The sequence below is a fragment of the Nocardioides sp. LML1-1-1.1 genome, from assembly GCF_040676175.1.
GTDB lineage: Bacteria > Actinomycetota > Actinomycetes > Propionibacteriales > Nocardioidaceae > Nocardioides.
Genome location: NZ_JBEGHK010000001.1, coordinates 35710 through 59308, shown reverse-complemented (window position 1 = coordinate 59308; position 23599 = coordinate 35710). Strand labels below are relative to the sequence as shown.

General features: G+C 73.0%; 17 protein-coding genes. 14 read left to right on the top strand and 3 right to left on the bottom strand.

The window, feature by feature from the left end; translation table 11 throughout:
- Positions 1-54: 54 nt before the first annotated feature.
- From MRBLML1_RS00250 to MRBLML1_RS00210, 9 genes are all read left to right on the top strand, one after another.
- Positions 55-1203: a phosphotransferase family protein gene (locus tag MRBLML1_RS00250; protein ID WP_364509801.1), complete on the top strand. Its 1149-nt coding sequence runs from the start codon at positions 55-57 to the stop codon at positions 1201-1203.
- Positions 1200-2366 (top strand): hypothetical protein, encoded by a 1167-nt coding sequence (locus MRBLML1_RS00245; protein ID WP_364509799.1) that lies wholly within the window; start codon positions 1200-1202, stop codon positions 2364-2366. The genes MRBLML1_RS00250 and MRBLML1_RS00245 overlap by 4 nt, the downstream gene beginning before the upstream one ends.
- Entirely contained in the window at positions 2363-3817 is a 1455-nt protein-coding gene (locus MRBLML1_RS00240) for an aldehyde dehydrogenase (protein WP_364509797.1), read from the top strand. The genes MRBLML1_RS00245 and MRBLML1_RS00240 overlap by 4 nt, the downstream gene beginning before the upstream one ends.
- 123 nt (positions 3818-3940) lie before the next feature.
- On the top strand, positions 3941-5569 hold the full coding sequence (locus MRBLML1_RS00235) for a succinic semialdehyde dehydrogenase (protein ID WP_364509795.1): 1629 nt from the start codon (positions 3941-3943) through the stop codon (positions 5567-5569).
- 4 nt (positions 5570-5573) lie between these two features.
- Positions 5574-7289 carry a GMC family oxidoreductase gene (locus MRBLML1_RS00230; protein ID WP_364509794.1) on the top strand — a complete coding sequence of 572 codons (1716 nt, stop codon included), beginning with the start codon at positions 5574-5576 and terminating at the stop codon, positions 7287-7289.
- Positions 7290-7575: 286 nt separating this feature from the next.
- Positions 7576-8052 (top strand): hypothetical protein, encoded by a 477-nt coding sequence (locus MRBLML1_RS00225; RefSeq protein WP_364509792.1) that lies wholly within the window; start codon positions 7576-7578, stop codon positions 8050-8052.
- Position 8053: 1 nt separating this feature from the next.
- Complete coding sequence (locus MRBLML1_RS00220) at positions 8054-8791, top strand: ABC transporter ATP-binding protein (RefSeq protein WP_364509791.1); 738 nt, start codon at positions 8054-8056, stop codon at positions 8789-8791.
- The gene (locus tag MRBLML1_RS00215) at positions 8788-10044 is read left to right on the top strand and encodes a DUF7224 domain-containing protein (protein ID WP_364509790.1); all 1257 of its coding nucleotides are present in this window, start codon (positions 8788-8790) and stop codon (positions 10042-10044) included. Before MRBLML1_RS00220 ends, MRBLML1_RS00215 begins: the two co-directional genes overlap by 4 nt.
- The gene (locus tag MRBLML1_RS00210; RefSeq protein WP_364509788.1) at positions 10034-10648 is read left to right on the top strand and encodes a hypothetical protein; all 615 of its coding nucleotides are present in this window, start codon (positions 10034-10036) and stop codon (positions 10646-10648) included. Before MRBLML1_RS00215 ends, MRBLML1_RS00210 begins: the two co-directional genes overlap by 11 nt.
- Here the strand turns inward: MRBLML1_RS00210 and MRBLML1_RS00205 are convergent.
- Entirely contained in the window at positions 10590-13916 is a 3327-nt protein-coding gene (locus MRBLML1_RS00205) for an InlB B-repeat-containing protein (protein WP_364509786.1), read from the bottom strand. The two genes, MRBLML1_RS00210 and MRBLML1_RS00205, sit on opposite strands and share 59 nt — an antisense overlap.
- A gap of 105 nt (positions 13917-14021) precedes the next feature.
- Here MRBLML1_RS00205 and guaA point away from each other — a divergent pair, with 105 nt between their 5' ends.
- The 3 genes from guaA (at position 14022) to MRBLML1_RS00190 (ending at position 17963) form a co-directional block, all read left to right on the top strand.
- Complete coding sequence (gene guaA / locus MRBLML1_RS00200) at positions 14022-15608, top strand: glutamine-hydrolyzing GMP synthase (RefSeq protein ID WP_364509784.1); 1587 nt, start codon at positions 14022-14024, stop codon at positions 15606-15608.
- 73 nt (positions 15609-15681) lie between these two features.
- Entirely contained in the window at positions 15682-16161 is a 480-nt protein-coding gene (locus MRBLML1_RS00195) for a pyridoxamine 5'-phosphate oxidase family protein (RefSeq protein ID WP_364509782.1), read from the top strand.
- Between the two features lie 5 nt (positions 16162-16166).
- Positions 16167-17963, top strand: coding sequence for a thiamine pyrophosphate-requiring protein (locus MRBLML1_RS00190; protein WP_364509780.1), 1797 nt, complete (start codon positions 16167-16169; stop codon positions 17961-17963).
- Positions 17964-17970: 7 nt separating this feature from the next.
- Here the strand turns inward: MRBLML1_RS00190 and MRBLML1_RS00185 are convergent, their stop codons facing one another.
- Positions 17971-19104, bottom strand: coding sequence for a hypothetical protein (locus tag MRBLML1_RS00185; protein ID WP_364509778.1), 1134 nt, complete (start codon positions 19102-19104; stop codon positions 17971-17973).
- Between the two features lie 149 nt (positions 19105-19253).
- On the opposite strand from MRBLML1_RS00185, the gene MRBLML1_RS00180 reads away from it, so the two are divergent.
- The gene (locus MRBLML1_RS00180; RefSeq protein WP_364509776.1) at positions 19254-20237 is read left to right on the top strand and encodes a LysR family transcriptional regulator; all 984 of its coding nucleotides are present in this window, start codon (positions 19254-19256) and stop codon (positions 20235-20237) included.
- Positions 20238-20264: 27 nt separating this feature from the next.
- Here MRBLML1_RS00180 and MRBLML1_RS00175 read toward each other — a convergent pair whose 3' ends face one another.
- Entirely contained in the window at positions 20265-21926 is a 1662-nt protein-coding gene (locus MRBLML1_RS00175) for a calcium-binding protein (protein WP_364509774.1), read from the bottom strand.
- Between the two features lie 197 nt (positions 21927-22123).
- Between MRBLML1_RS00175 and MRBLML1_RS00170 the strand changes: the two genes are divergently transcribed.
- Positions 22124-23530, top strand: coding sequence for a lamin tail domain-containing protein (locus MRBLML1_RS00170; RefSeq protein WP_364509772.1), 1407 nt, complete (start codon positions 22124-22126; stop codon positions 23528-23530).
- The last annotated feature ends 69 nt before the right edge of the window (positions 23531-23599 follow it).

Genomic DNA, 23599 nt, shown 5'->3' with positions numbered 1-23599 from the left:
CTCCGTTGACAAGTTAGAACACGTTCTAACAGGCTGGAGCCCCAGGAGGACGCCGTGACCCAGCAGCCCCCACCCGCCGACATGACCCTGCAGCGGTCCAGCCGCGACGCCGAGGACATGCGTGCGCGGCTCACCCGCTGGCTGACCCGGCTGCTGCCCGAGGGCGCCCAACCGGTGGTCGCCGTGCACGAGGGCATCCAGACCAACGGCATGTCGAGCGAGACCGTGCTCCTCGCGGTCACCAGCACCGAGGACGGCGCCCGCACCACCCGGGAGTACGTCGCCCGCGTGGCCCCCGCGGCGAGCGACCTGCCGGTCTTCCCCGAGTACCGCCTCACCGACCAGTACGACGCGATGCGCCTCGCCGGCCGGCTCGCCGGCGTCCCGGTGCCGCCGGTCGGTCTGAACGAGCCGACGGGGGAGGTGCTCGGCACGCCGTTCTTCCTGATGGAGCGCCTCGACGGTGCGGTGCCCCCGGACGTGCTGCCCTACCCGTTCGGCGACAACTGGCTCTTCGACGCCTCGCCCGAGCAGCAGGCGCGGCTCCAGCGCACCAGCGTCGAGGTGCTGGCGAAGCTGCACGCGATCCCCGACGCGGAGAGCACCTTCGGCTTCCTCGACCCGGGCGTGACCGGCCACCTCGGGGACACGGCGCTCGCCCGCAACCTCGCCAAGACGCGCCACTGGTACGACTACGCGACCACCACCACGCAGGCGAGCCCGCGCTCGCCGCTCGTCGAGCGCGGACTGGCCTGGTTGGAGGCCAACCTGCCCGCCGACGAGGGCGAGCCGGTGCTGGTCTGGGGCGATGCCCGGATCGGCAACATGATGTACCGCGACTTCGCTCCGGTCGCCGTCCTGGACTGGGAGATGGCGACCCTCGGCCCGCGCGAGCTCGACATCGCCTGGATGGTGTTCGCCCACCAGGTCTTCCAGGAGATCGCCACCATGCTGGGGCTGCCGGGGATGCCGGACTTCCTGACGCCCGAGGACGTCGTGTCGACGTACGCCGAGGTCAGCGGGGTCACCCCGGGCGACCTGACCTGGTACCTCGTGCACGCCGCCGTCAACTGGGGGTGCGTCTTCCTGCGCACCAGCGCCCGGCAGATCCACTTCGGCGAGATCGAGGTGCCCGAGGACCCGGATTCGGTCTTCCACCACCGCCCGCTCTTCGAGCGTCTCCTCCACGAGGTGGGCGCATGAGCCTGCACGACGAGTACATCGGCCTGGGGCCCCTCGACGAGTTCCCGATCCACCAGCTGCCGCGCCCCGTCGCCTGGGCCGGCAGCAGCGACCGCAACTTCTACGACCGGTGCTACCTCAACGCCCACGACCGCACCGGTGACCTCTTCCTGATCACCGGGCTCGGCTTCTACTCGAACCTCGGCACCAAGGACGCCTTCGTCCTGCTCCGCCGCGGCGACGAGCAGACGGCCGTGCACCTGGGCGACGCCGCCGACCCGCGTGGGGCGGACCGGATGGCGCAGCAGGTGGGGGCCTACCGGATCGAGGTGACCGAGCCGTTGCGCCGGCTGCGGGTGGTGCTGGAGGAGACCGAGGGGATCGCGCTCGACCTGTCCTGGGAGGGCTCCTTCGACGTCGTCCAGGAGCTGCCGCACGTGATGCGCCAGGGCAGCGGGACGACGCTCGACGCGCAGCGCTTCGCCCAGGTCGGCACCTGGGAGGGCACGATCAGCGTCGACGGCACCGACCTCGCGGTCACCCCGGACCGCTGGGTCGGGTCGCGGGACCGGTCGTGGGGCATCCGCCCGGTCGGGGAGGCGGCGCCGGCGGGCAAGCCCGCCGACCCGGCGTTCGAGGGCATGTGGTGGCTCTACGTGCCGATGCGCTTCGAGGAGTTCTGCGTCGTGCTGATCATCCAGGAGACGCCGGACGGCTTCCGCACGCTCAACGACTGCACGCGGGTGTGGCGCGACGGCCGGGTCGAGCAGCTCGGCTGGCCGCGGGTCACGATCCGCTACACACCCGGCACCCGCGTGCCCACCGGCGCCACGATCGTGTGCACCACCCCCGCCGGCGAGGAGCTGGTGCTGGAGGTGGAGTCCAGGCTGGCCGTGCCGATTCACGTCGGCGGCGGCTACGGCGGCGACTCCGACTGGACCCACGGGATGTGGAAGGGCGCCGGCTTCACCGAGCGGCTGACCTACGACCTCGACGACCCGGCCGTCGCCGGACGGGTGATGTTCGGCGTGATCGACCACGTCGGCCGCGCGACCGTGCACGGGCCCGGCGCCGGCGTACCGGACGGTGCGGAGGGGTGGGGCCTGTTCGAGCACGGCGCCCTCGGCCGCCACGACCCCAGCGGCTTCGCCGACTGGTTCGACCTTGCGAAGGAGAACTCATGACCCTCGACCGCGACGCCCTCTTCATCGGCGGCACCTGGGCGAGGCCCGCCACCGACGCCGTGCTGGAGGTGGTCTCGCCGCACTCCGAGGAGGTGGTCGCGCGGGTCCCCGAGGGCACGCCCGCCGACATCGACGCCGCCGTCGCGGCGGCGCGGAAGGCCTTCGACGAGGGCCCGTGGCCGCGGATGAGCCCCGCCGAGCGGATCGAGGTGGTGCAGAACCTCTCCGGCCTCTACGCCGCGCGGCTGGAGGAGATGGCGACGATCATCTCCACCGAGATGGGCTCGCCCATCTCGTTCAGCAACCTCGCCCAGGCGCCCGCGCCGTGGATGCAGATCGAGGCCTTCCTGGCCATCGCCCGGGAGTTCCCCTGGGAGTCCACCCGGCCGGGCGCGCTCGGGGCGGACGTCGTCGTACGGCACGAGCCGGTGGGGGTCGTCGCCGCGATCCCGCCGTGGAACGTCCCGCAGTTCACCGTCCTGTCCAAGCTGGTGCCGGCGCTGCTGACCGGCTGCACGGTCGTGGTGAAGCCGGCTCCGGAGAGCCCGCTCGACTGCTACCTGCTCGCCGAGCTGCTGGTCGAGGCCGGCGTCCCGGAGGGCGTCGTGTCGATCGTCGCCGGCGGGCGGGAGACCGGCGAGCACCTGGTCCGCCACCCCGGCGTCGACAAGGTCGCCTTCACCGGCTCCACCGCCGCGGGCCGCACGATCGGCGCGATCTGCGGGGAGCAGCTCAAACGGGTCTCGCTGGAGCTCGGCGGCAAGTCCGCCGCGATCATCCTCGACGACGCTGACGAGGCGACCGCGATCGAGGGCCTGAAGTTCCTCGGCGTGATGAACTCCGGCCAGGCCTGCGTCGCGCAGACCCGGGTGCTGGTCTCCCGGGAGCGGCACGACGCCTTCGCGGACGCGCTGGCCGCCGCGATCGGCGCGATGAAGGTCGGCGACCCGCTCGACCCGGCCACGGAGATCGGCCCGATGGTGGCGCGCCGGCAGCAGGAGCGGGTGGCGTCGTACATCCGGGTCGGGCAGGACGAGGGCGCCCGCCTGCTCACCGGCGGCGACGGCCGCCCGGAGGGCCTGGAGACCGGCTGGTACGTGCGGCCGACCGTCTTCGCCGGCGTCGACAACCGGATGCGGATCGCCCAGGAGGAGATCTTCGGGCCCGTCCTCTCCGTGATCCCGTACGACGACGTGGCCGACGCCGTGCGGATCGCGAACGACTCCGAGTACGGCCTCGCCGGCACCGTGTGGACCGCCGACCCCGAGGCCGGCCTGGAGGTCGCGCGGGGCGTGCGCACCGGGACCTACGGGATCAACACCTACACGATGGACTTCGCCGCGCCGTTCGGCGGCTTCAAGGCGTCCGGGACCGGGCGGGAGTTCGGCCCGGAGGGGCTGGCGCAGTACACCGAGCTGAAGTCCGTCTACCTGTCCGCGCCGCCAGCCTGAGGGCCGAAGTGACCCGCGGGTCACTCCGCGGACGGGCCCTTGACACGAGAAAGGCATGTGTAAAGCAGCACATCTGCTACCGATCGGTAGATTCGGTGACGGCGGTCACCTACGCTCAGTGTCATGAGCGAAGCGATCTCCGGTTCCGGCGCCTCCGAGGGACCCGTGGTGGAGGGCCCGCACGACCCCGAGCACGACCCCCGGGCGTCGTACGCCCTCGAGCCGGAGCACGTCGCCCGGCTGACCGAGCGGATCCTGGCCACGACTGGGCAGAGCACCCAGGTGTTCTCGCCGGTCAACGGCGCGCCGGTCGCCAACATCCCGCAGTCGAGCGAGGAGGACGTCGCCGAGGCGTTCCGCCGCGCGCGGGTCGCCCAGGCCGCGTGGGCGCGGGTCTCGATCGACGAGCGGGCGCGGATCCTCCACCGCCTGCACGACATCGTGCTCGACCGCCAGGCCGAGATCATGGACCTGATCCAGCTCGAGTCCGGCAAGGCCCGCAAGCACGCCTTCGACGAGCCGCTGCACATCGCCCTCACCGCGCGCTACTACGCCCGTACGGCGCACCAGCACCTCGACACCGAGCGCCGCCCGGGCGTCGTGCCGGGTCTGACCCGGGTCGAGGTCAACCGCGTGCCCAAGGGCGTCGTCGGCATCATCTCGCCGTGGAACTACCCGTTCACGATGGCGCTGTGCGACGGCCTCCCGGCCCTGCTCGCCGGCAACGCCGTGGTGACCAAGCCCGACGCGCAGACCATGCTGTCGGCCCTGCTCGGCGCCCAGCTGCTCGAGGAGGCCGGCTTCCCGCGTGATCTGTGGCAGGTCGTCGCCGGCCCCGGCCGCGTGCTCGGCACGCCGATCATCCAGCGCGCCGACTACATCTGCTTCACCGGCTCCACCGCCACCGGCAAGATCATCGCGAAGCAGGCGGCCGAGCGGCTGATCGGCTGCTCGCTGGAGCTCGGCGGCAAGAACCCGATCCTGGTGCTGCGCGACGCCGACATCGAGCGCGCCGCCGAGGGCGCGGTCCGGGCGTGCTTCTCCAACGCCGGCCAGCTGTGCGTCTCGACCGAGCGGATGTTCGTCGCCGACGCGGTCTACGACCGCTTCGTGGAGCGCTTCGTGGCCCGCACCAAGGCGATGAGCCTCGGCGCGACCATGGACTGGGACGCCGACATGGGCACGCTCATCTCCGCCGACCAGCTCGAGACCGTCTCCGCCCACGTCGACGACGCGGTCGCCAAGGGCGCCCGGGTGCTCGCCGGCGGCCGGGCGCGGCCCGACCTCGCGCCCTACTACTACGAGCCGACCATCCTCGAGGGCGTCACCCCGGAGATGACCTGCTTCGGCAACGAGACCTTCGGCCCGGTCATCTCGATCTACCGCTTCCACGACGAGGCCGACGCGATCGCCCGCGCCAACGACGGCGAGTACGGCCTCAACGGCTCGGTCTACACCCGCGACACCGCACGCGGCCGGGCCATCGCGCGCCAGGTCAAGTGCGGCACGGTCAACGTCAACGAGGCCTTCGGTGCGACCTTCGCCAGCATCGACGCCCCGATGGGCGGCATGCGGGAGTCCGGCATGGGCCGGCGCCAGGGCTCCGAGGGCATCCACCGCTACACCGAGACGCAGTCCGTCGCGACCCAACGGCTGCTCCGCTTCGGGCCGATGCTGGGGATGTCCGACGAGACCTACGCGAAGGTGATGACCGCCTCCGTGCGGATCATGGACAAGCTGGGACGGGCGTGAGGCAATGAGCGACTTCGACTACGACGTCCTGGTCGTCGGCTCCGGCTTCGGCGGCTCCGTCACCGCGCTGCGCCTGACCGAGAAGGGCTACAAGGTCGGCGTCCTGGAGGCAGGTGCGCGCTTCGAGGACAGCGACTTCGCCGACAACTCCTGGGACCTGAAGAAGTACCTCTACGCCCCGGCCGCCGGGTGCTACGGCATCCAGCGCATCGACATGGTCAAGGACTGCCTGATCCTCGCCGGCGCCGGCGTGGGCGGCGGCTCGCTGGTCTACGCGAACACGCTCTACGAGCCGCTCGAGCCGTTCTACAAGGACCCGTCGTGGGCGCACATCACCGACTGGAAGGCGGAGCTGGCGCCCTACTACGACCAGGCCAAGCGGATGCTCGGTGTGATCGAGTACCCCCGGATGACGCCGTCCGACGAGGTGATGAAGAAGGTCGCCGACGAGATGGGTGTCGGCGACAGCTTCCACGCCACGCCGGTCGGCGTCTTCTACGGCGGCCCCGGCCAGGAGGCCGGCACGTCCGTGGAGGACCCCTACTTCGGTGGCGCCGGCCCGACCCGCAACACCTGTCGTGACTGCGGCGAGTGCATGACCGGATGCCGGCACAACGCCAAGAACACCCTGGTCAAGAACTACCTCTACCTCGCCGAGCAGAACGGCGCCGAGGTGCACCCGCTCACCACGGTGACCCGGGTCCGGCCGCTGGCCGGCGGGGGCTACCGCGTCGACACCCGGTGGACGAAGGCGAAGCTCTCGCGGCGCAGCGCCACCAAGACGTTCACCGCCGAGCAGGTGGTCTTCTCCGCCGCCGCGCTGGGCACGCAGAAGCTGCTGCACCGGCTCAAGGCGGAGGGCGACCTGCCCCACGTCTCCGACCGGCTGGGCCACCTGACCCGCACCAACTCCGAGTCGATCCTGGGCGCGATCGCCCCGCAGGGCGCGGACGTCGACTACACCGACGGCGTGGCGATCACCTCCTCGTGGCATCCCGACGAGCACACCCACATCGAGCCGGTGCGCTACGGCAAGGGCAGCAACGCGATGTCGCTCATGCAGACCGTGCTCACCGACGGCGACGGCGACGAGCCACGCTGGAAGGTGTGGCTCAAGGAGCTGTGGAAGGAGCGCCGGCGCGTCCGCGACCTCTACGACGTCAAGCACTGGTCCGAGCGCGTGGTCATCGCCCTGGTCATGCAGTCGGTGGACAACTCGATCACCACCTTCCCGAAGAAGGTCGCCGGGAAGTGGACCCTGTCGTCGAAGCAGGGCCACGGCGAGCCGAACCCGACCTGGATCCCCGCCGCCAACGACGCCGTACGACGGATGGCGGCCGCGATGGGCGGTGGCACCGCCGGAGGCACCATCGGCGAGCCGTTCAACCGGCCGCTGACGGCGCACTTCATCGGCGGCTGCACGATCGGTGACAGCCCGCAGACCGGCGTGGTCGACGGCTACCAGCGGATGTACGGCCACCCCGGGCTGCACATCGTCGACGGCTCGGCGATCTCGGCCAACCTGGGTGTGAACCCGTCGCTGACGATCACCGCGCAGGCGGAGCGGGCGATGGCCTACTGGCCGAACAAGGGCGAGGAGGACGCGCGCCCGCGCCTGGGCCAGGCCTACGCCCGGATCGAGCCGGTCGCGCCCAAGGCGCCGGTGGTCCCCGCGGACGCCCCGGCGGCGCTGCGGCTGCCCATCGTCGGCGTCAGCTGAGCGCGGAGCTTTTTGCGCAGAAGTTGTTCCGCCGCGGCGTAACCCGCTGTTGGCGGCCTCGTTGAACTCACGAGCCCGGGAATCACGCTCCCTCCCGAAGCCCGGGCTCGGTCCAGGCACTGTCCATCAGCTGCGTGGACAATCAGGACCCGGCCACCCTCCCTCCCCGGCCGGGTCCTGGTGCGTTTTCCCCCGGTCGCCCGACAGGCCTTGACATACGAAGATTGCCACACGAGTATGGGGCCGCCGGTGAGATCCGCCGGCTTCTTCTCGGGGGGATTCCTCAATGCTTGCATCGACTCGTTCGGTCGCGACCGCGCTCGTCTCGGCGCTGGTCGCGCTCCTGTTCCTGGCCGCGGCGCCCGCCGCCTACGCCACGAACTGGTACTCCGCCTCCTCGCCGCTCACGGCGAGCGAGGACGGCACCATCCGGGCCAAGGCCTACGGCACCGCCTACAACAAGGACGGGATGCTGAAGAACCACACCTTCTACCGCGACCCGCACGGCTACAACCGCGGCGCCTACACCGAGACCACCTACTCCTACAAGGAGGCCACGCCCAACGGCGAGCAGTGGGGCATCGAGCTCGGCAAGGACCAGAGCTCGCGCAACACGACCAACTCCTGGGTCGACCAGTACGACGCCAACGACTACTCCTCCCGCAAGGCCAGTCAGGGCCGGGTGCACGTGAAGACGTGCGAGGACCAGTACCTCAGCCCCGACCCGTGCAGCCGCAAGCCGTACTTCACCTTCGTCATCTGAGGTGAGCATCGCGGTCAGTGACTTGCGCTGCGCCTACGGGCGCGGCGCGAGCCCCGTCGTGGACATCGACTCCTTCGGCGTCGAGGACGGGGTGTGTGGCCTGGTCGGGGTCAACGGGGCAGGGAAGTCCACCCTGCTCCGCACCCTGGCCGGGTGCCGTCGACCCGCCGGGGGTCGGGTCATCGTCGACGGCGTCGACCTCTATGGTCGGCGCCGTCGCGCGGTGGTGGGCCGGATCGGCTACATGCCCCAGCAGCTGGACCTGCCCGGCGAGCTGAGGGTGGCCGACGCGCTCGGCTACGCGAGCTGGGTGCGCGACGTACCCGCTCGGGTGGCGCGGGCGCGGAACCCGGCGATCCTCGAGCGGGTCGGCCTGGCCGGTCGGGCGCGGCACCGGGTGCGCGAGCTGTCCGGCGGGATGCAGCGGCGGCTCGCCCTCGCCGTCGCCCTGGTGACCGAGCCCGAGGTGCTGCTGCTGGACGAGCCGACCACGGGCCTGGACCCGGAGCAGCGGGCCGGACTGCGGGCGATCCTCGCGGACCTCGGCACGCGGGCGGTCACCCTGCTGAGCAGCCACGTGATGGAGGACGTCGTGCTGATGTCGGACAAGGTCGCGGTGCTGGAGCAGGGGCGCCTGCTGCACGTCGGCGCCACGGCGGCCTTCGTCGACGAGCGCGGTGGTCCCCAGCACTCCGCCGAGCAGGCCTTCTTGACGACGATCGCGCGGGCCCGGGCATGAGCCGCTGGCGCACCTGGCTGGGCGGCGACCGGGTCCTCGGCCTGCAGGTCGTGGCGCTGCTCGGTGCGGCCGCGGCCTACGCGCTCGGGCGCACCGAGTGGATCGGCTCGTGGAAGCAGGCCCTCGACTGGGGCGCGGGCAGCACGGCGCTGGTGGGGCCGGTGGCGGCGGGCTGCGCCTGCCTGGCCTACGCCCGGCTGCGCTCCTCGGCGATGCACGAGGTGCTGCTGCAGAGCCGCCACGACGCCCTGCGCTGGCTGCAGCCGTTCGCCGCCGTGTGGGCGCTCGGCTGCGCGGCGGTCCTGGCGCTGACCCTGACGACCACGACGCTGGCGAGCCTGGCCGGCGTGCCGGCCTACCCGCAGTACGTGTGGATCGTGGTGCCGGCCTGGCTGGTCCTCGGCTGCCAGACCGCGATCGGTGCGGCCATCGGCTGGACGAGCGGTCGGCCGTGGGCGGCGCCCGCGGCCGCCGTGCTGGTGTTCCTGCTCTTCCTGTGGACCGTGGTGGGGCCGCTGCCGGCGCTCTTCACCACCGGGGGTGCCGGCTCGCTGGCGGGCGCGGTCTTCCGGCCGGTGCCGGCCTTCGGGCGGGGTCTGCTCGCCGTCGGCCTGGCCTGGTGCGTGCTCGCCCTGGCGCAGCGGCGGCAGGCGTTCGCGAGCCCGAGCCGGGTGGCGGTCGGCGCCGTGGCCGTGGTGCTGCTCGGGGTGGGCTGGGCCGAGACACCCGACCACAGCGACGGCCACTACGGCCGGGTGGCCACGCCCGCGGTGACCTGTGCCGGGGACGCTCCCGAGGTCTGCGTCTACCGGGAGATCCCGCGCCCGCTCGCCGACCTCCGGGCCCGGACCGAGCGGCTGGCGCGGCCCCTGCTCGACATCGGGGTGCGGCTCCCGCACCGGTTCTCCCAGGCGGCGGAGGTCGGCTCGGGCGACGGGTCGGTGTTCTTGTGGGCCGAGGAGGAGTCCCGCACCCGCGTCAGCGACCGCTCGGCGTTGCAGAGCCTGCTCAGCCCCGCGGTCTGCGCGGCGGACTTCGCCGACAGCCCGGAGCCGTTGCCCTTCGAGGAGCGTCACCTGATCGCCCGCTGGATCCAGGTCCGGCTCGGCGAGGTGGCCCCGGACCCCGACGACAGCGACGCCCGGTGGCTGGCCGGCGACCCGGCCGTCCAGGCGGACTGGGTGCGTCAGACCTACGCCCGGCTCTCGGCCTGCGACTACGCCGCGATCCGGATGCCCGACGGTGTCGGCTAGCCGAGCGCTCGCGGTGGCCCGCGCCTGGGGCCTCGGTGGCGGCCTGGCCGTCGCCCTGGCCCTGGCCGCGGTCGCGACGATCGCCGGTGACGTCTCCGTCGAGCTGCCGATCATCGAGAACCGGACCACCGTGCTCAACGCCCTGCCGGTGCTCACCGCGACGGCACTGGGCTACCCGATGGTCGACCGCTGGCCGGAGCTGAGCAGGGTGGTGGCCTGGTCGCCGGCGCGGCTGTTCACCCTGCGCCTGCTGGCCGTGGTGCTGGTGACCCTGCCGGTGCCGATCGCCCTGGTCGCGGCCGGGTGGACGGTGCGCGCGGCGACCGTCGTGCTCGGCTTCGTCGGTGTCGCCGCGCTGCTGGTGACGGTGCTGGGGCTGTGGTACTGGGTGCCGATGTTCGGGGTGCTCGTGGCGTGGGTGCAGGTCCGGCCGGCGTACCTGGAGGTCACGGCGAGCACCGCCTGGTTGGTCGGCTCGTTGGGCCTGCTCCTCCTCGGGGGCGCCGGCTACGTCGCCGTCGAGTCCTGGTGGGTGCGGCGCCAGGTCAGCGCAGCCGCACCACCCGATAGGCCACGCTCGGACTCGCCACGTCGAGCGAGGTGAGGCTCAGCGTCGCCGTCTGGCCGGCCGCGACCAGGAAGCGGATGTGCCGCGACCCGCCGCGCGCGGCGTAGTCGCTGGTCATCGTGCCGCCGGTGTCGAGGGCTGCGACGCTGAGCTGGTACGACCCGTTGAGCGCGGTGAAGAGCGAGCGGAAGCTCCACGAGAGCGCCGCGAACGGGCCGCTCGTGCCCAGGGCGCCCGCGTCCGCCTGGTCGTCGGTGTACGCCGCAACCGCCCATGCCTCCAGCCAGCTGTCCGGGTCCGTGCCCAGGGCGGCAGCGAGGGCGGGAGTCCCCGTCTGGGTGCCGGTGACGAGCGAGCGCAGGAAGGCCTCTCGCGCGGTCAGCGAGCCACCGGAGGTGCGGTCGGCGGCGTAGTTCAGGAACGCCCAGGCAGCGCCCCGGCTGGCCGTCGACGGGGTGGCGGCGAAGACCGGGTTGCGGGTCGACTCCTGCAGCCACGGGCGGTACCGGCCGAAGTTCTGGTTGATGTAGGTGTTGAACGCCGCGACCCGGCGCGAGGCGTTCGGGCCGGTGGTGATGTTGCCGACGACGATGTTCTGCAGCGGCGTGAGCCCGAACGACGTGGCGTAGTAGACCGCGTCGGTCGCGATGTCGGCGATCGCCTCGCCCAGCCAGGTGCCGTCGAGCGGGCTTCCGGCGGCCAGCCGCGCGGCGTCGGTGATCTGGTGGCCGAGCTCGTGGCCGACCTCGCGCGGGACGGTGCCGAGCACCACCGACTGGGTCCGGACGTTGCTGTTGACGACGCCGGTCGGGTCCGGCGCCATCGCGTAGAAGACCTCCCCGACGTTGCTCGTCGGGCACTCGACCTGGCTGAGCAGGTCCCGCGGCCGGGAGAGCGCGAAGTCGGCCGCGGCGCTCGCCGGCGGGCTGAGCTCGTTGACCTGGCGGGTCAGCAGCACCACGACGCGGCCGTTGCCGTCGATGTCGGAGGTGGCGCCCAGCGACCCGGTGATCGCGGTGACCACGGTCTCGAGGGCGTCGAGCAGGTCGTCGTACTGCACGGCGTCGAAGCCGCCGATCGGGTTGAGGTCGTCGCTTGCGATCACGACGTGCGGCCCGACGCGGCGCACGGTCGCGTCCACGCCGACACCGGTGGCGCAGGTGTTCGCCAGGCTGCCGTTCAGGCGCAGCGCGTCCCCGACCGCCGGTACGACGCCCGCCGGCAGCTGCGCGGCTGGGCTGATCGGCGTCCCGGCACCCACGCCGCCGCGCAGGCCCTGGGCGAGCGCGACCGCGGCCCGCCGGTCGCTGGCGTGGGGGTCGGGGGCGCTGACCGCGCCGGCCGGGTCGGCACCGGTGAGCGGAGCGTTGCCGCTGATCGCCACCTGGACCTTGGTCTGCTGGGCGCCGTCGTTGGTGGGGACGAGGAGGTACTCCGCCTCGGTGGTGTCCGGGTTGCGCAGCGCGAGGGTGCCCGGTGCGCTGCCGGTCAGCTCGCCACGCAGGCTGTCGTGCAGGGGCAGTGCCACCGCGTCGTCGAACACCGCGGTGACGCTGAGGTCGGCGACGACGCTGGTGTCGGTGCGCGGGTTGGCCGTGCTGCCGTCGCTCCAGCGCACGAAGAAGTAGCCCGTGTCCGGCACCGCGGTCACCGCGGTGCCGTCGGTGCCGTGGTCGACGGTCTGGTCGTCGTCGCCCGCGATGCTCCCGTGGGCTCCGGCGACGTACCGGAGACGGTAGGTGGTGATCGCGAACTGCGCGGTCACCGAGATGTCGGCGGTGACGTTCGTGTCGGTGCGGGGGTTGGTGGTGCTGCCGTCGCTCCACTGCACGAAGTGGTAGCCGGTGGCGGGGATGGCGGTGACCGCGGTGCCGTCGCTGCCGTGCTGCACGGTCTGCGGCGTGGTGCCACCGAGGCTGCCGTGCGCGCCGGCGGCGTAGGTCAGGGTGTGCTCGAGGACCGCGAACTCGGCGGTGACGGCGAGGTCGGCGGTGACGTTCGTGTCGGTGCGGGGGTTGGTGGTGCTGCCGTCGCTCCAGCGCACGAAGCGGTAGCCGGTGTCCGGGACCGCCGTCACGGTGTCCGCGTCGGTGCCGTGCTCGACGGTCTGCGCGACCGGCCCGCTGACCGAGCCGCCCGGTCCCGCGGCGTAGGTCACGGCGTACTCGTGGAGCGCGAAGACCGCGGCGATCGAGAGGTCGGCGGTGACGTTCGTGTCGGTGCGGGGGTTGGTGGTGCTGCCGTCGCTCCAGCGCAGGAAGTCGTAGCCGGTGTCGGGCACGGCGGTGACGGGCGTCCCGTCGGTGCCGTGGTCGACGGTCTGGTCGTCGTCGCCGGTGAGCGAGCCGCCGGTCCCGGCGGCGTACTGGAGGCGATGGGTGGTGATGGCGAACTGCGCGGTCACCGAGATGTCCGCGACGACCGCGCCATCGGTGCGCGGGTTGGCGGTGCTGCCGTCGCTCCACTGCACGAAGTGCCGCCCCGCGTCCGGTACGGCGGTCACCGGTGTCGCGTCCGCGCCGTGGGCCACGGTCTGGGTGAGGTCGCCGGTGACCGAGCCGCCCGGCCCGGCGGCGTAGGTCACGGCGTAGGTCACGGCGGTGAACTGGGCGCTCACGCTCAGGTCGGCGGTCACGTCGGTGTCGGTGCGGGGGTTGGCGGTGCTGCCGTCGCTCCAGCGCACGAAGTGGAAGCCCGCGGCGGGGATCGCGGTCACCGCGGTGCCGTCGGTGCCGTGCTCGACGGTCTGCGGCGAGGTCCCGCCGACGGTGCCGCCGGGGCCGGCGGCGTAGGTCAGCGTGTAGGTGCGCAGCGCGAACGTCGCCCGCGCGGTGATGTCGGAGCGGACGTCGGTGTCGTGGCGGCGCGCGGTGGTGACGCCGTCGCTCCAGCCGGCGAACCGGTGCGTCGCGTCCGGCACGGCGGTCACCGGCTCCGCGTCCCCGCCACGCCGCACGCGCTGGCTGGTGGGGCCGTCCAGGGTCCCGCCGAGCGCGGCGGAGTAGGTGACGTCGTACCGGGTCGTGGCGGGCTCGCCGTTGCCCGTGCCGTCGCCGGGGTCGGTCGAGCCGCCGCCGGTGCCGGGCCCGGTGCTCCCCGAGTGGCCGGGCGGGCAGGGCTCGGCGGCCTGAGCGTCGGTCGGGCTCAGCGCGCTCGCGGTCAGCAGGCTCAGCACGAGCAGGCCCGCCCCGGCCGCGCGCGCCATCCGCGACCGCACGACCAGGAGGACGCCGAGCAGGAGCAGGCCGAGACCGAGCAGGAGCAGACCGAGATCGGGACCGCCGGTCCCGGGAAGGCACGTCACGGGCGAGCACGCTACCGACAAATTGGTGAGGGCTCACCTGAAACAGCCGGATCCCGGACGAGCCGCCGGTTCGGCCCGCCCGATCGCCCTCGATACGATGCGCCCATGACGGTGCCCCAGGAGACCCCCGCCGAGCACGACCTGGTCCTGGTGGTGGACTTCGGGGCGCAGTACGCGCAGCTCATCGCGCGCCGGGTCCGTGAGGCGCGGGTCTACTCCGAGATCGTCCCGCACACGATGCCGATCGCCGACATGGTGGCTCGCGGCCCGAAGGCGATCATCCTCTCCGGCGGTCCGTCTTCGGTCTACGCCGACGGCGCCCCCGGCATCGACCCGGCCCTCTTCGACGCCGGCACCCCGGTGTTCGGCATGTGCTACGGCTTCCAGCTGATGGCCCAGGGCCTCGGCGGCACGGTGTCGGCGACCGGCGCCCGCGAGTACGGCCGCACCCAGGTCCACGTCGGCCAGGCCGGCACCCTGCTCGGCGGCATCCCCACCGAGCACAAGGTATGGATGTCGCACGGCGACTCCGTCACCGCCGCCCCCGCCGGCTTCGAGGTGCTCGCCTCCACCCAGGTCACCCCCGTCGCCGCCTTCGAGAACGTCGACCGGGGCTTCGCCGGGGTCCAGTGGCACCCCGAGGTGCTGCACTCCGAGCACGGCCAGAAGGTGCTCGAGCACTTCCTGTGGGACATCGCCGGGTGCCGCCAGACCTGGACCATCGGCAACATCGCCGAGGAGCAGATCGAGCGGATCCGTGAGCAGATCGGCCCCGACGGCCGTGCCATCTGCGGGCTGTCCGGCGGCGTCGACTCCGCCGTCGCGGCCGCGATCGTGCAGAAGGCCATCGGTGACCGCCTCACCTGCGTCTACGTCGACCACGGCCTCATGCGCCAGGGCGAGACCGAGCAGATCGAGCGGGACTTCGTCGCCTCCACCGGCGCCAAGCTGGTCGTCGTCGACGCCGAGAAGCAGTTCCTCGACGCCCTCGCCGGGGTCACCGACCCGGAGACCAAGCGCAAGATCATCGGCCGCGAGTTCATCCGGACGTTCGAGGCTGCCGAGCTCGACATCGTCAAGGACGCCCCCGAGGGCACCAAGGTGGGCTTCCTCGTCCAGGGCACGCTCTACCCCGACGTGGTCGAGTCCGGCGGGGGAGCGGGCACCTCCAACATCAAGTCCCACCACAACGTCGGCGGCCTGCCGGAGGACCTCGAGTTCGAGCTCGTCGAGCCGCTGCGCACGCTCTTCAAGGACGAGGTCCGCCTCGTCGGCGAGCAGCTCGGGCTGCCGCCTGAGATCGTCTGGCGCCACCCGTTCCCCGGCCCCGGCCTCGGCATCCGGATCATCGGCGAGGTCACCCGCGAGCGCCTCGACATCCTCCGTGCCGCCGACGCCATCGCCCGCGCCGAGCTGACCGCCGCGGGCCTCGACCGCGACATCTGGCAGTTCCCCGTCGTGCTCCTCGCCGACGTCCGCTCCGTCGGCGTCCAGGGCGACGGCCGCACCTACGGCCACCCCGTCGTCCTGCGACCGGTGACCTCCGAGGACGCGATGACCGCCGACTGGGCCCGCCTGCCCTACGACGTGCTGGAGCGGATCTCGACCCGGATCACCAACGAGGTGGCCGAGGTCAACCGGGTCGCCGTCGACATCACGAGCAAGCCGCCGGGCACCATCGAGTGGGAGTGAGCGCGCCGCCCGGCTGAGCACCGGGCGCAGGGGTACCCCGAGGGTCGACACCGACCGACGACGAGGGAGCCCCATGACCGCCGACGCGGAGCAGGACAAGCTCATCGAGCTGATGCAGGACATGCCGATCGGCATGCTCACGACCTTCGGGCCGGACGGCCCGCGCAGCGTGCCGATGGCGCGCCAGGAGGTCGAGCCGAGCGCCGAGCTGTGGTTCATCACGGCCCGCGACACGGCGCACGTCCGCGCGCTGCAGAGCGAGCCGACTGTCGCTCTGACCTTCTCCGCGCGCGACGCGTGGGTGGCGCTGCGGGGCCGGGCGGCCGTCGTGGAGGACCAGGCCAAGCTGGAGGAGCTCTGGACCACCTTCGCCGAGGCGTGGATGCCGGAGGGCCCCGAGGACCCGAACGCCGTGCTGCTGCGCGTCGACGTCGAGCAGGGGGAGTACTGGGACACGCCGGGCGGCAAGGTCGCCTCGCTGATCAGTCTCGCCAAGACCAAGCTCACCGGCGAGACGTACGACGCCGAGCACGGCACCGTCCGGCCCGGCTGATCGCGGTGGCGGACGAGCCGCTGGTCGCCGACCTGCTGGTGGACCGCCTGCGGGCGTGGGGCGTGCCGCGCCTGTTCGGCTACTCCGGCGACGGCATCAACCCGTTCATGGGCGCGTTGCGCCGCGCCGGCGACCCGGTGTTCGTGCAGGCGCGGCACGAGGAGAACGCCGCGCTGATGGCGGTCGCGCACGCGAAGTACACCGGTGAGGTCGGCGTCGTCACGAGCACGCAGGGACCGGGCGCCGTCCACCTCCTGGGCGGCCTGTACGACGCGAAGCTCGACCACACGCCGGTGGTGGCGATCGTCGGTCAGCAGCAGCGCAGCGTGCTGGGCTCGGAGTACCAGCAGGAGATCGACCTGCAGACCCTGTTCAAGGACGTCGCGGCGCAGTTCGTGCAGACCGTGCAGACCCCTGACCAGGCCGCGATGGTCGTCGACCGGGCGTTCCGCACGGCGCTGTCGACCCGCTCGCCCTGCGTGGTGATCGTGCCGCACGACGTGCAGCAGCTGCCGGCGCCGGACGGGCCCGCGCACGAGCACGGCGTCATGCCGACCGCCGTCGAGTGGCGCCGGCCCCGGGTCGTGCCGCGGGAGGAGGACCTGCGCGCCGCCGCCGACGTGCTGGCGTCGGGGGAGCGGGTCGCGCTGCTCGTCGGCCAGGGCTGCCGCGAGGCCGGGGACGAGGTGCGCGCGGTGGCAGAGCGGCTCGGTGCCGGCGTCACGACGAGCCTGCTCGGCAAGCCCTGGTGGGACGAGTCGCTGCCGACGAGCTGCGGGGTGATGGGCCACCTCGGCACGCACGCGTCCGGCTGGCTGATGGGCCGGTGCGACACCTTGCTGGTGGTCGGCAGCAACGACCCGTGGAGCGAGTACTACCCCGCGCCCGGTCAGGCGCGCGCGGTGCAGGTCGACATCGACGGGCGGCACCTCGGCAACCGCTACCCGGTCGAGGTCGGGCTGACCGGCGACGCGGCGGAGACGCTGGCCGCGCTGCTGCCGCTCCTGCCCGACCGCTCGTCCGGCTCGCCGTGGCGCAGCGAGGTCGAGGCCGCCGTACGACGGTCGCGGCAGCTCGCCGCCGACCGGGCCGACCTGCCCGCCGACCCGGTCAACCCCGAGCTCGCCGTACGGTCGCTCAACCCGCACCTGCCGGCGGACGCGCTGGTCGCGGTGGACGTCGGCTCGGTGACCTACTGGTACGCCCGGCACCTCGCGCTCCCGCCGGGTGTCCCCGCGCACCTGTCGTCCACCCTGGCCACGATGGGGTCGAGCGTGCCCTACGGGATCGCCGCCAAGCTGGCCTGTCCCGACCGTCCGGTGGTCGCCCTGTCCGGCGACGGCGCGATGCAGATGGTGGGCATCAACGAGCTGGTGACGCTCGCCCGGATGTGGCCGGACTGGGCGGATCCCCGCTTCGCGTTGCTCGTGCTGCACAACCGCGACCTGGCAGAGGTGAGCTGGGAGCAGCGGGAGATGGAGACCGAGCCGCGCTTCGACGCCAGCCAGTCCCTGCCCGACTTCCCCTACGCCGGCTACGCCGAGCTGCTCGGCCTCGGCAGCGTCCGTGTGGACCGCCCCGAGGACCTCGATGCCGCCTGGGCGCAGGCCCTGGCCGCCGACCGGCCGTTCGTGATCGAGGCGGTCGTGGACGCCGACGTGCCGCTGCTGCCGCCGTTCCCGGCGGGGCGGGACAAGCTCGAGGACTTCCGTGCGGGGCTGCGGGCGGAGGGGGCCGACGGTGAGCACGCCCTCCTCCTGCTCGACCGGCAGACCGAGCAGGAGGAGGGCGTGGCCCGGTAGGGGTGCGTCAGTAGAAGATGCCGTGCGACTCGATGATGTCGCGGGCGGCGCCGTCGACCGGCAGGCTGGCGCGGGGCCGGTTGGTCAGGAAGTACTCCTTGAAGTGGTCGCTGCCGTACTTGATCGTGAGGTCCAGGTTCACCCCCCAGGTCCCGTTCGGGCCGTCCAGCCGCCACAGGTCGATCAACGCCGCGGCGACGTTGCCCTCGGTCTTGTCGCCGCCGCTGTAGTAGCCGCCGCCGGCCGGCACGTACGGGACCACGCTGCCGTCGGCGCGGACGTAGCGCTTGTCGCCGAGCACCCAGCCGGCCACCGCGTTGGCGAGGCCCTCGGTCCACGCGCAGGAGACCGCGCTGGCCTTGTCGACGTAGTGGGTCGAGGGGCAGTCGGACGGCGGGAACCACCCGCTGTAGAGCGCCCACTGGAACCAGTGACCGGCCTCGTGCACGATGATGTGCGCCGACTTGGCGTCGTCCTTGGCGAGGATCACGAAGTTGGTGCCGTCGAGGTCGAAGTAGCCGCCGTTGGTGCGGGTGCTCGTCCAGACGTAGGTCAGCTGCTCGCAGCCGCTGGACTGCAACCGCGTCCAGCAGGCGGTCCCGCTGTCCCGCACGGCGTAGAAGTCGCTCACCACGTCGGCGATCTTGAAGGCTCCGGCGCGGGAGTCGGTGACCGTCGTGGTGCCGAGCGCCTTGCTGCCGCTCACGTTCGTCTGGGTCGCCGTCTGCGCGGTGTAGGTCGTGCCGTTGGACTCCTTGTTGACCACCTTCCACGCACCGGTGCGCCCGGCGACGAAGCGGACGTACGCCGAGCCGAGGCTCGCGCTCGCCGAGCACGCGTTGTAGGCGCCGGTGCTCGAGGTCGTGCCCGTGCTGAGCTTGGCGACCGAGCCGGAGCCGGTCGCGCCCCACAGCTCCCAGGTGAGCCCGCGTGCCGGCTGGGTCACCGTGGTCTTGGCCTCGGCGCTGGCGAAGGTGTACTTCAGCGTGCCGGTGAGGCAGGTGGGGTCGGCGGCCTTGGCGGCCGGCGCGGTGGCGAGGCCGGTGGTCGAGAGCAGCACGCTGCCGGCCAGGCCGGCCAGCGTGGCGGCGGCCAGGTGGCGCCGGGCGGCGCGCCGGGGCGTTCGCGAGAACAGCTTCATGGGTGGGACTCCTCCGTGTCTGCGAGTGGCGGGGCCGCGGCCCCGTGCCCGGAAGTGTGGCCGCCGTCACAGTGCCCTGGCTCATCCCAAAGCGGTATCGACCACGGTTATGACCGGCGTGCGGTCGCGGGCTCGACTACCCTCGCCGCATGGCTCTGGAGGTCCGGCACCTGCGGGCGATCTGTGCCATCGACGCGGCGGGCAGCCTGTCCCGGGCCGCCGTCGAGCTGGGGATGAGCCAGCCGGCGCTCACCGCGTTGCTCCAGCGGCTGGAGCGCCAGGTCGACACGCAGCTGTTCGTGCGCGACCACGCGGGCGTCGTACCGACGCCGATCGGCGCTCAGCTGGTACGACGCGCGAAGGTCGCGCTCGCCGAGTTCGACCACCTCGAGGTGGACCTCACCGGCGCCCTGCGCGGCACGGTGCTGCGGGCCGGCATCTCCCAGACGGACTTCGCGGCCGAGCTGGTGCGCCGTCTCGACGACGCGCTGCCGGACAACGAGGTGGTCTACACCGTCGCGAACTCGACGGCCGAGCTCGCCCAGGGCCTCGCCCACGGCCACCACGACTTCTCGGTGGTCGTCATCTCCGACGACGCGGAGTACCAGCTGCCGCCGGAGGTGAGCAACCGCGTGCTGCTGGCGACGCTGCCCGTGTTCGTCGCCCTGCCGGCCACGCACCCGCTGGCAGGGGAGCCCGAGGTGGCCCTGGAGCAGCTCGCCCGGGACACCTGGATCAGCCCGGCGGGCGCCGAGGACGGCTCGCTCGCCGAGCTGCGCGTCGCGACCTCGAAGGCCGGCTTCGACCCCCAGGTGCGCTACCACTTCGCCAACGGGCGCGGCCGGGCGCTGGTCGCGGACGGCCGGGCCGTCGAGCTGGTGCTGCCGACCGCGGCGGAGCAGCCGGGCATCGTCGTGAAGGCCCTGGCCGGCGACCCGATCCGCTACCGCGTGGTCGCCGCCTGGCAGCGCGACAGGGTCGAGGTGGCGCTGGCGGACCGGATCTGCGCGGTGGCGAGCGAGGTGCTCGCGACGTGCGCGCGCCGCTCGCCGGCCTTCGTCTCCTGGTGGGAGCGCGGGCGGGCCGCGGACCACCGGGTGCGTGCGCTCGACGGGGTCTTCGGCGAGCGCTGACGCACCCGGATCGTCCGGCGGCCTCGCCTACGGGGTCGTGTCGACGACGGTGACCATCGGGCTGCCCGGCAGCACGTTGGTCCACGACGCCGCCTCGGGGTGGCCCGAGGAGAGGTACATCGCGGCGTTCTGCTCGCGGTCCCACACGTAGACCCGGAGGTAGTAGGCGCCGGGCGGCAGGCCCTGCGGCAAGGTGAGCGTCCCGGTCCAGGTCCCGTCGTTGACGGTGCCGCTGGACAGGTCCGGGTTGATGCCGACGGCTGCCGGTGAGTTGTCGTCCTCCTGGGCCGGCACCAGCTCCGCACGGATGCCGTCGACGCCGAGACCGACGTCCGCGGCGCGGAGGCTGAGCTGCACCTGCGCCGGGCCCGGCAGGGTGTCGACGGAGCTCGGGGTGAGGCTGACGTCACCGATGGTGGGCGCGCTGCTGTCGGTGCGCGCCCGCCCGATCACCCGGAAGGAGCCCATGCCGGAGGGGAAGGGGTGGTCGACCGCGGAGTCGATCCGGCCGACGTACTCGCCGGGGCCCCAGTAGTAGGCCCAGCTGCGCGCGCCGCGCCGGGCGCGGTCGTCGACGGCGATGTTGACGCTCCAGTCGCCGCCGACCTCGCCGGGCGGGATGAAGACCGTGCCGGTCCAGGTCCCGTCGTTGCGGTTGCCGGACGTGAGCCGGATGCCGTCGCCGTAGCCGGACGTCACCATGCCGTTGTGGCGCGGTGCCCAGATCGACATCGACACCGTGTCGACGCCGGAGAGCAGGTCGGTGATCCGTGCGCGCACGGTGACCTTCGCCGACCCCGTGCGCACGTCGTACGTCGTCGTGGGCTCGGGCGACAGCAGGGTCACTTCGGGCTGCTCGAGGTCGGGGGTCCGGTCGAGCACCGCGATGCCCGCGCCGGGGAACGGCGTCCTGCTCTCGCGTCCGACCCGGTCGGCGATCCGCACCGTCGGCACGAACGTGCCGGGCTGGGACCACCGGTGCAGGGTGAGCGTGCCCGCCCACCAACCGTTGCGGACGTCGCCGCTGACCAGCCGGAGGTTGGTGCCGGCGAACCAGGGCGTGTCGCTGCTGGGGTTGACCAGCACGTCGGTGACGCCGGTGTCGTCGGTGATGTGGACCTGCACCGTGACGCGACGATCGGCAAGCGTCACGTCGACGCTGCGCGCGGCCACGGACAGCCTGTCGGCAGCGCCCGGCCTGCGGTCGTAGACGCAGCGCGCGCCGCGGTCGCCGCCGCCGAGCGTGCACCAGTTGGTGCCGCCACCACCGTCGACCTGGTCGGTCTGCGCGCCACCGGTGAGGTCGTCGTTGCCCGGTCCGCCAAGCAGGACGTCGGCGCCGGCCTCGCCCTCGACGGTGTCGCCGCCGCCCTGGCCGTAGAGCCGGTCGTTGCCCGCGCCGCCGTAGATCCGGTCGTTGCCCGGGCCGCCGTAGATGATGTCGTTGCCGCCACCGCCGACGATGACGTCCGTGCCGCCGCGCCCGCAGATGACGTCGCTGCCCTTGGTGCCGACGAGGCGATCGCTGCGCGGGGTGCCGACGATGGTGCAGCGCGGAGCCTTGGCCGCCGCACTGGCCACGGTGGCAGCCGCGTGGGTGGACGGCACCGTGCCCGGCACGAGGAGGAGGGCGGCGGTCGCGGCGAGGGCGACGCTCGCGCGTGCCATCACCGTACGTCGGCGGTTCATCGGTCGGGTTCTCCCTGTGCTGGTCCACGTTGGCGAGCCGCAGTCTCACACGGCCGCCGGCGCGAGGTGACCGGTTCCGGTGAACCGTTGCCGGATCGGGTATCGGCACGGCTGACGCCGCCCGGTCACCGTCTGGCCAACCAGTCTCCGACCCGCCCGTCACCTGCCGTTCGCCCGCAGCCACGACGCTCCGGCGCATGTCCTTGCACTCTCGGGCGCGCCTCGCGGCGCTGACCGCCCTGCCTGTCCTGACCGTCGCCCTCGGCCTGCCGCTGCTGACGCAGCCGGCGGGCGCCGCGACGAGCGACGTCCACATCAACGAGGTCGAGTCCAACGGCGACAGCGCCGGGGACTGGGTCGAGATCCTCAACACCGGTACGGCGGCCGTGGACGTCTCCGGCTGGGGGATCGTCGACGACGACTCCTCGCACAGCCCGGTCCGGATCCCGAGCGGCACCGTGCTGCAACCGGGCGGCTACCGGGTGGTGACCGTGGAGCCGGGCTTCGGGCTCGGCGCGGCGGACGAGGCGAGGCTGCTGACTGCCTCCGGCACGGTCGTCGACGCGACGAGCTGGAGCGCGCACGCGAGCACCACGTGGGGTCGGTGCCCGAACGGCACCGGCGCCTTCGCCACCACGAGCGCGGCGACCAAGGGCGCGGCCAACCGGTGCCCGGTGCCCACCCAGGCGTGGCCGGGTGGGAGCACGGTCGTGACGGCGGACGGCGCCAACGTCCTCGGCAGCGACCTGAGCGGCCTGGCCTTCCAGGGCAGCGGCACGCTGTGGGCGGCGCAGAACAGCGGGCGGCTGTGGCGCCTGGTGCCGAACGGCTCGGGCGGCTGGAAGCCCGACACCACCTCGGGCTGGACCAGCGGCAAGAGCGTGAGGTTCCCGGGCGGCAGCGGCGCCCCGGACGCGGAGGCCGTGGCGCTGACCGACGCGGGCGCGTCCGCCGGCGTGTTCGTCGGCAGCGAGCGGGACGGCTCGAGCAGCACCAGCCGCCTCTCGGTCCTGCGGTACGACGTCAGCGGGTCCACCACGAGCCTGACCGCCACTCGCGAGTGGAACCTCACCGCGGACCTGCCGTCGGTGTCGTCGAACGGCGGCATCGAGGCGCTCACCTTCGTGCCGGACGCGGCCCTGACGGCGGCCGGCTTCCGCACGGGCGCGGGCACGGCGTACGACCCGGCGGGCTATCCGGCGCACTTCGGGGGGATCTTCCTGGTCGGCATCGAGACGGGCGGCGCGGTGCACGGCTACGTGCTGAACGAGGCCGGAGGGTTCACCCGGGTGACCTCGTTCGCCAGCGGCCTGGCGGGCGTGATGGACCTGGAGTGGGAGCCCGCGCTGGCGACCCTGTGGGCCGTCTGCGACGACACCTGCTCGGGCAAGGCGGCGACCTTCGGGATCACCACGGGCGGCAGCTTCACCGCGAAGGCCGTCCACGACCGCCCGAGCGGCCTGCCCGACTACAACGACGAGGGCTTCGCGATCGCGCCGCAGAGCGAGTGCGTGAGCGACCGCAAGCCGGTGGTCTGGGCCGACGACGGCAACGACGGCGGCCACGCGTTGCGCACCGGCACGGTGTCCTGCTCGGGTCGCTGACCCGGATGGCGGCACCGGCGGACGGGTACCGCCCGGCGACAAGGCCGGTGGACCCGCCGCCGGTGCCGA

Coding starts and splice junctions, on each gene's coding strand:
- MRBLML1_RS00245 (WP_364509799.1), top strand. CDS start 1,200: ATGAGCCTGCACGACGAGTACATCGGCCTGGGGCCCCTCGACGAGTTC.
- MRBLML1_RS00240 (WP_364509797.1), top strand. CDS start 2,363: ATGACCCTCGACCGCGACGCCCTCTTCATCGGCGGCACCTGGGCGAGG.
- MRBLML1_RS00235 (WP_364509795.1), top strand. CDS start 3,941: ATGAGCGAAGCGATCTCCGGTTCCGGCGCCTCCGAGGGACCCGTGGTG.
- MRBLML1_RS00230 (WP_364509794.1), top strand. CDS start 5,574: ATGAGCGACTTCGACTACGACGTCCTGGTCGTCGGCTCCGGCTTCGGC.
- MRBLML1_RS00225 (WP_364509792.1), top strand. CDS start 7,576: ATGCTTGCATCGACTCGTTCGGTCGCGACCGCGCTCGTCTCGGCGCTG.
- MRBLML1_RS00215 (WP_364509790.1), top strand. CDS start 8,788: ATGAGCCGCTGGCGCACCTGGCTGGGCGGCGACCGGGTCCTCGGCCTG.
- guaA (WP_364509784.1), top strand. CDS start 14,022: ATGACGGTGCCCCAGGAGACCCCCGCCGAGCACGACCTGGTCCTGGTG.
- MRBLML1_RS00195 (WP_364509782.1), top strand. CDS start 15,682: ATGACCGCCGACGCGGAGCAGGACAAGCTCATCGAGCTGATGCAGGAC.
- MRBLML1_RS00185 (WP_364509778.1), bottom strand. CDS start 19,104: ATGAAGCTGTTCTCGCGAACGCCCCGGCGCGCCGCCCGGCGCCACCTG.
- MRBLML1_RS00180 (WP_364509776.1), top strand. CDS start 19,254: ATGGCTCTGGAGGTCCGGCACCTGCGGGCGATCTGTGCCATCGACGCG.
- MRBLML1_RS00175 (WP_364509774.1), bottom strand. CDS start 21,926: ATGAACCGCCGACGTACGGTGATGGCACGCGCGAGCGTCGCCCTCGCC.
- MRBLML1_RS00170 (WP_364509772.1), top strand. CDS start 22,124: ATGTCCTTGCACTCTCGGGCGCGCCTCGCGGCGCTGACCGCCCTGCCT.